The sequence below is a fragment of the Bacillus sp. Nf3 genome (assembly GCF_003028545.1).
In the GTDB taxonomy this organism is placed as follows: domain Bacteria; phylum Bacillota; class Bacilli; order Bacillales; family Bacillaceae; genus Bacillus; species Bacillus safensis.
The window spans coordinates 1-542 of record NZ_PYUA01000097.1; the positions used below are offsets into that span (position 1 = coordinate 1).

General features: G+C 68.8%; 1 protein-coding gene. It reads left to right on the top strand.

What is annotated here, in order from left to right:
• A partial coding sequence (locus C9414_RS21025; RefSeq protein WP_142398084.1) for an SDR family NAD(P)-dependent oxidoreductase occupies nucleotides 1-375 on the top strand: 375 nt, incomplete at its 5' end.
• Between the last annotated feature and the right edge of the window lie 167 nt (nucleotides 376-542).

Sequence of the window (542 nt, forward strand, 5' to 3'; positions counted from 1 at the left end):
ATCCAGGCGATGCGCACGGCCGGCAGCGGCGGCAGCATCATCAACATGGCCTCGATCCTGGGCCAGGTCGGCTATGCCGGTTCCACCGCCTACGTGGCGGCCAAGCACGGGGTGGTCGGCCTGACCCAGACCGCGGCGTGGGAGCACGCGGCCGACGGCATCCGGGTCAACGCGGTCGGCCCGGGCTTCATCAGTACGCCGCTGCTGGAGAAGATGGACGCGAAGGTGCGCGCAACGCTGGAAGCGCGCCACGCGCTGAAGCGGCTGGGCACTGCCGAGGAGGTGGCGGCACTGGTGGCCTGGCTGGCCAGCGACGAGGCCTCCTTCGCGACCGGAACCTACTACGCCATCGATGGTGGCTACCTGGCGCAGTGATGCGTTGAGCCGCGGTGACGTCGGCGATGACCCGGCGCTACCGGGTGAACGGACCGTGGTGCCATCTTCACCACCGTCCCACGCCGATCGCGCAAGTCTTCCGGAAACTTCCGGAGGCCGCATGGAACTGTCCCAGGACTTCTCGATCCTGCTGCGCGTGGCAACGG